Source organism: Clostridium sp. K04, assembly GCF_019734375.1.
Classification (GTDB): Bacteria; Bacillota; Clostridia; order Clostridiales; family Clostridiaceae; genus Clostridium; species Clostridium saudiense.
In genome coordinates, this window is record NZ_JAASHD010000070.1 from 1 (window position 1) to 6,991 (window position 6,991).

The 6,991-nt window shown below is 22.6% G+C and carries 9 protein-coding genes; all 9 read right to left on the reverse strand.

The features are described 5' to 3' along the window. Window positions 1-205: 205 nt before the first annotated feature. The 9 genes from HCG70_RS16880 to HCG70_RS16920 all read right to left on the reverse strand — a co-directional run bounded on the left by HCG70_RS16880 (window position 206) and on the right by HCG70_RS16920 (window position 6,865). Entirely contained in the window at window positions 206-1,252 is a 1,047-nt protein-coding gene (locus HCG70_RS16880; protein WP_221698054.1) for a DUF4179 domain-containing protein, read from the reverse strand. Continuing rightward, on the reverse strand, window positions 1,245-1,829 hold the full coding sequence (locus HCG70_RS16885) for a sigma-70 family RNA polymerase sigma factor (protein ID WP_195952661.1): 585 nt from the start codon (window positions 1,827-1,829) through the stop codon (window positions 1,245-1,247). The genes HCG70_RS16880 and HCG70_RS16885 overlap by 8 nt, the downstream gene beginning before the upstream one ends. A gap of 80 nt (window positions 1,830-1,909) precedes the next feature. After that, window positions 1,910-2,572: a hypothetical protein gene (locus HCG70_RS16890; RefSeq protein ID WP_221698055.1), complete on the reverse strand. Its 663-nt coding sequence runs from the start codon at window positions 2,570-2,572 to the stop codon at window positions 1,910-1,912. 9 nt (window positions 2,573-2,581) lie between these two features. Next, window positions 2,582-3,238, reverse strand: a complete 657-nt coding sequence (locus tag HCG70_RS16895) for an ATP-binding cassette domain-containing protein (RefSeq protein WP_221698056.1) — start codon at window positions 3,236-3,238, stop codon at window positions 2,582-2,584. Window positions 3,239-3,266: 28 nt separating this feature from the next. Further along, entirely contained in the window at window positions 3,267-3,965 is a 699-nt protein-coding gene (locus HCG70_RS16900; RefSeq protein ID WP_221698057.1) for a hypothetical protein, read from the reverse strand. Between the two features lie 13 nt (window positions 3,966-3,978). After that, a complete protein-coding gene (locus HCG70_RS16905) occupies window positions 3,979-4,797 on the reverse strand; it encodes a hypothetical protein (RefSeq protein ID WP_221698058.1) in 819 nt (272 codons plus the stop codon). Window positions 4,798-4,957: 160 nt separating this feature from the next. Next, window positions 4,958-5,539, reverse strand: a complete 582-nt coding sequence (locus tag HCG70_RS16910; protein ID WP_221698059.1) for a hypothetical protein — start codon at window positions 5,537-5,539, stop codon at window positions 4,958-4,960. Between the two features lie 322 nt (window positions 5,540-5,861). After that, window positions 5,862-6,437 carry a helix-turn-helix domain-containing protein gene (locus HCG70_RS16915; protein WP_221698060.1) on the reverse strand — a complete coding sequence of 192 codons (576 nt, stop codon included), beginning with the start codon at window positions 6,435-6,437 and terminating at the stop codon, window positions 5,862-5,864. Window positions 6,438-6,604: 167 nt separating this feature from the next. After that, the gene (locus tag HCG70_RS16920) at window positions 6,605-6,865 is read right to left on the reverse strand and encodes a plasmid stabilization protein (RefSeq protein WP_221698061.1); all 261 of its coding nucleotides are present in this window, start codon (window positions 6,863-6,865) and stop codon (window positions 6,605-6,607) included. Window positions 6,866-6,991 lie beyond the last annotated feature (126 nt).

Consider the following 6,991-nt stretch of genomic DNA (forward strand, 5'->3'; position numbering starts at 1 on the left):
TATTACTGGAAATCAAAATTTCCAGTAATATTTGATTTATAAGAAACTATATTACACAAAATTATCTACAGTCTCATACTGTATATTAAATTTATAATAAAATTTAATATCATATAAAATAAAAAAGAGAGTTAAATATTCAACTCTCTTATAACTTGTAGCATTACCCCCACACATAAACTACTACATAAAAATATTGCTATTATCAGTTATTTAAATATATTTTTTCTTCCATTTCTATCTCATGAGAATGTGTATTATCATCATTACAACTAATACAAGTATCATTATGAATTTCATCAACATACTTAATATAACCTACTAAATATTCTGCATTAACATTAGGAAGATTTAATGTTTGTATTATAGTTTCATCATTTATTCTATGTCCTGATATGTTTTCTATTTCATTTCCATTATTATCTTTAAAAGTGACTATTGCTTTTGGAAGATTTTTATCACGTTTTACTGTAATTTTTAATTCATATGGTGTAAGTTCTATATCTTCTATTGATGTACCATCTGTTATTATATTTTTTATATCTATATTTTTACTTTCTGATAAATCCTTCTTTACGGGAACTTCAAACTCCCAGCTTCCATTATATTCTTTTGTTTTATTAGTTGAATCTATTTCATCAACCATAATTATTTCAATAGAGTTTAATTTTACTTCTAAATTAAATTCATCAACTGGTATTGCACCATTAAACAAATCACTTATTCTATATTTTTCCACTATAAGCAAAGTATTTTCATCAATAAATGAAAAATTATCCGTAAAAGTGGAAATACTGCTTTCTGAATCCGTATATTTTATCTGACCCTGTAATGATACTTTATGAATATCACTTTCTTTTATGTTAAATGTATCCTTATTTAAAACTTTATATGAAATACTTATATAATTATCATCACAAGCCACACTTTCAATAGTAATGTTTATATTATTAGAATTAATAGTTTGATTTACGTTTGTTTCAATATCAGATATTTTTGAATTCGATAATAACTTAGTTTCAAAATACTTAAATATACTTTCAAATGCATTTCCTTCACTTGCACTCGCTAAATTAGAATTAAAAAATGCTCCTATTATAAATATAGATAGTATTGCAATCATACTACAAACTTTTAAATAATGCTTCTTCACCTTTTTCTCCTTCTCCCTTTTTAATTTATTTATACCTTTATCTATAAATTCATCTATATTATCAGGAATCTCTATTTTATCTAAATCTCTATTAATCATTTAAATATCCCTCCTTTAAAATTTTGAATAAAGCTTCTTTTGCTCTCTTTAGATTTGTTTTTACAGTATTCTCTGATAAATTTAATGTATATCCTATTTCTTTAATTGTTAAATCATTAAAGTATTTCATTATAATTATTGTTTTATAATTATTTTTCAGTAAATCAACCGCATTATATAAATCAAGTTTCTCATCAATGTTTATCGATTTATTATTAATAAATATATCATCATTATTGATAACATCATAATTATCTATATGTATTACTTTTTTTCTTTTTTTTAACTCACTAATAGTAATATTAACCAATATTCTAGTTATCCACTTTTTGAATGCTAATGGTTCTTTTAATGATTTTATATTTTTAAATGCAACAATTGTAGTCTCCTGAATTATATCTAATGCCATATCTTTGTCACGTGTATGGATATATGCCATTTGATATAAATGCCTTTTATGAAGTTTCATTAAATTTGCAAATGAATCATAATCACTATTAATTGATTTAACAATTAAGTCATATTCATTTAAGTTTATAGTTTTTATATTGTCATACTGATATATTATTCCCTCCATAAACTTAATCCTCCTATTAATTCTTATATACTTATAGAGTTATTTAATATAAAAAAGGTTTCAAAAATTTTTGAAACCTTTTAATTTATTTTATACTCAAATATAATTTGATTATATATGTCTTTATAGTAGTTCACTGCCTCAATATTATCAAATACTTGCTCATACGAATTTATCGTTTTATATATATCAATATCATCATATATTTTATAAGATATATCTTTATATGCTTTAGGAAACTTTCCTAAATATACATTATGGTAAACATATAATTCATCTGAATAATCTACATTATTCGCTTTATTTAATAATACTATATACTCTTTGTTTTGCTTCATAAAATTATATCCATTTATACTTGATACATAACTTAAATTACCTTCTTCAACATTTTCATAAAATAATGATACTGGTTCAATAATATTTAAATACTCTTCACATTCTCCTTTAAGTATATTATCAACTTTTACTTTAGTTATAACTGAATCTCCTAAAATAACACTATCACCTGTAGGTGTTACTATAGCTATAATATCACTCTCTTCCTGAAGCTCTTTAAAACTTTCCATTTTAATATCCTCCTCATAATTAGGGTAAAATGGATAATTATTAAGTTTCTGTAATACTTCTGATAAATTACTTTCTTCATTTATTGATATTCTTGTTAATATTGCTATAATAAAACTTAATATAATAAATAAAAATATTAAAACAGTAAATTTTTTATTTTTAATAAATTGCATATTTACTCCTTAAAACTCATCTATTTTTAATAAATCAATAACTTCCCCATTTTTTAACATATAAACATAATCACATATAGACCTCAATTCATCCTTATCATGACTCGAAATTAATATAGTTGCTCCGTTATTTCTTTGGGATATTAAAATATTACTAATTTCACTTATAGACTCTTCATCAATTGCATTAAATGGTTCATCTAAAATTATTAGCTCTGGATTCCCTACAATAGCTTGGCAAATTCCGAAACGTTGTCTAAACCCCAATGAAAACTCTTTTATTTTTTTATTTTTATATTCATCCAATCCAATCTCTTTAAATAAAGAGTTTATTTCATTATCTGATAAATTATTTTTATTCATCTCTAATAATAATTTAAGATTATCAAATGCTGTCCTATTTGGCCAATAACCTGGTCCATCTATTAATATTCCACAAGAATCAGGAAACTCAATATCTTTTCCTAGCTCTTTATTTTTTATATATATTTTACCTTCGGTAGGTTTTACTAACCCACAAATTGTTTTAAAAAGTAACGTTTTCCCTGAACCATTCTTTCCCCAAAATCCATATACTTTACCTTTTTCTATATTTACATTAATATTTTTAAGTAATATATCATTATCTATTTTCTTTTTTAAATTAATTGTTTTTATATAACTCATTATTAACTCCTATCAAAGATTATTTATTTTAAAATTTTATATCTTTTTTATTTATAGAATCTATAAGTTTTTTATTTATAACTTTTATTATTGATATAAAAATTATATTTAATATACTTACATACGTTATGTACTTTAAATTATAAATATTATTAGGATCAATAAAAACTAAATCTGTTATAGTATTAAACTTAATTAAATATTTAGATATATATTCTGGTAATATTACTAAAGCTAATGTTAATAAAGCTGAATATGTTTTATTTAATTTATTTATATATATAAAATTAAATATTTGATCAATAATCATTAATCCCATTATTTGTACTATTATAGAAAATGAAATAACTAAAATTTCTTTAATATAAATGCCTCTATAAACTATTCCAATAATAGTTGGTGGTAAACAAAATGAAGCAATAGTAATCATAATCAAAATATTAGAATTAATATCTATATATTTGAACCAATTACATACACTTTTACTTTTAATAAGTATTGATTTATTTTCAAATATTTTTAATAAATTGTATTTTAATGCTATAAAACAAGAAATAACAATTCCATATGCATAAAACACACTTATTCCAGAAAAATAAAAATTCAAGTTAGTTGTGGCTTCAACTTCCCGTGTAGACTTTGTAGAAATAAATTCTATAAATATAATCGAAATAAGAGATATAATAAAAACCTTACTTCTACAAATATTTTTAAAGTGTAAATTCATAATTCCTCCTATATCATAAAAAATCTTTACTCTTGTATTTTCTAAATAAAACAATATTGGCATATATTAAAATTAATATTGTTAAAAATAATAAATTATTATTTCCTAATCCGAATTGATAGTTTTGAATTAGAAAGTCATTCAATCCAAAAGCTTCAAATAAAATACAATGAATAATGTAAAAAATGAATACTGTAACATTAATAGTTAAAATATTATATTTAGTAAGTATACTAAGAGAAAATGATATTGTTGCCATAATAGAAGCAACTATTGAATTTATTAAAATTACAATTAAAATATATGAATATGGATATAAATTTTTTAAGTTTGAAAAAATAAAATTTTCATTATCTATTTTTTTGTAACTAGTTCCTAATACTCCTATATTTCCAAATGCTATATAAATCAATATTTCATTTAATAATAGAGCAAAAAAAACTGTAAAAAAAGTTAATATTATTACTGTTGACACCTTAGAAATAAAGTATATATCCCTACCACATTTTGCAATAATATATTTATGTAAATTATTCTTTTTATCATTATAATAACAATCAGAGCATAATAATGAGGATACTAAAGGTAATGTCATGATATATAATTTTATTATTTTCCTAAAAAATACTCCATTAATAATTCCCATATTATAAGATGGCATTACATTAAAATTAGTTACTCCATAAAACTTAAAACATGATAAATAAAATTGTAATAAAGGTAAAAATAATAATATCATAAATATTAATTTAAATTTTTTGCTACTAAAACAATTAATAATATTTAATTTTATTAAATTTAACAATTTAATATCGTCTAACTTCTCCTTCATAAAATCTCCCTATAAATTAATATTATTTATAAATCTAATGACATGATATAACAAAGCCTTATGAGCTAAAAATATCAATCAACTATATCTTAATAATAAAATAGGAGTATTTTCTTTACACTTAAGAAAATACTCTATTTCTAATCCTTAAAAAATATTATTAATGGTAATCTACAACTCCATCACAATATCCTGTATAAGTCATAGCCTTATGACTTTCTATTCCAAGTCTTACAGATTGCTTATAGTAAGCTCCTGGAGTATTAATTTGATAATAATAATTAGTATATTGGGTGTTTAAATTTTGCCAACTATTTTGAGTTATGTTCTTACCACTTCCATCTTCAATCCAAGCTGTAACATAGTTTGAAGAAGATCTATTATTCCATATACCAACCATACTATGTGTATTTGTACCAACTTTTTGTCTAGTAGTAAAATAATAATTTCCTAAATTAGGATATAAAGGAGCATCATACCAACTTCTAACAGGACTGCTCACTACATTACCATTAGGGCCTGTAGCTAATCCAACATCTCCACCGCAACGTGCTAAATCATTATTATTTAATTCTTTAGCATGTTCTTCACATAGAGTTATTTCTATATCATTATCTTTAATACAGTCATCGCACTCTAAGTATACTTCCTTATCATTAATATTTTCTGATGCATAAGATGCAACAGTAGGTGTTAACATAAGAGCTAATGCAATTGCTCCAGCTAAAATTTTACTTTTCATATATAATTTTTTGTAACATTTTTCGTCAAATTATTTTTTATACTTTTATTATTTTTAATAATCAATCATATATATTAATGCTATGTATCAAATAAATTGTTTATATACTGATAATAAAAAACTGCGTAGAATTAAGCTTCTACGCAGTTTTTTTATTTTTATATTTTAAATTTTACGGTTTTAAGCCATTTGTAAGGGGTAAAAACACCACTATAAGTTTAGCTCTAGTAAACTTTAACGTAAAATCGTATTTTTTCCCCTTTAATTATTTATATTTATGTTAATAAATTAATTAGCAAACAAATGTTATTTAATTAATTTATTAACATTTTTGTTCGTTAATTATTTTATGAACAGTAGCAACACTACAATTCATATCTTTAGCAATAGCTCTGTAACTTTTTCCTTGTAATCTTAACATTTTTACTCTAGCCTTTTGCTCCTCAGTAAACATTTCTTTTCTTCCAGCCCCACGTTCATTTTTTAATTTATTAACACCGTTGTTTGGGTTTTCAATTGAAATTTCTAGCCTTTTTACAATTCCTCTATGTTGTTCTATTTCTGCTTTTAAATTATTTATCTCTCCTTTTAATTGGTTATTTTCACTCTTTAACCCTTCATTTTCTTTAAACAGCTCTTGGATAGTATTCCTATTCTTTTTAATAGTATCTTTTTTATCTTTAATACTTATTTCATGCCCTTTTATAACAGTTTTTAAATAGTCTATCTGCTTATCCATTTGCCTATACGTTGGACTATTTTCAAAACTATCATCAGTGATATTCTCCATCTGCTCTATTTGTTTATTCCTAGCATTAATTATATCCTTATATTCATTTAAACGCTTTTCTAAATCTACAATAATTTCTTCTAATCCTTTAATAGTTTTTCTGGCCATAAATACTCACTCCGTTAATTAATTAATTTATTAACTTAATGATAACATTTTTCTAACTATTGTTCAATAATTAATTTAATAACAAAATTCAATTTAAATTCATCTATTAAAAAATAAAAAAAATTGAAATTTCATAGACATCATGAAATTTCAATTTTTCATTTTTTCTATTTTACTGCTTTTAACTTTGCAATATCTTTATAATTATTAGCCGTAACTAATTCAACAGTCGATAGATCTTCTCTTATTCCATCAACTTTATTTAATATCTCATTTCTAAACTCTACTAAATCAGCAGTTTGCTCTACAACTCCATCAAGCTTCTTTTCAATTATTTTTTGACCCTCTTTTAAGTCTTTAACTTCATCTTTTAACCCTTTAATATCTAATTGAATAGACTTCAAAATTTCTAATATTTCTTTTTCCATATACTATTTCTCCTTTAAATGTATTTAAGTTTTAGTTTACTTAATCATTATATCATAAAAGGACACCTTTAAAGATGTCCTTTACGGAGCAAATCTTCTATGGAAAATTTGCAAACTAAAACTTAT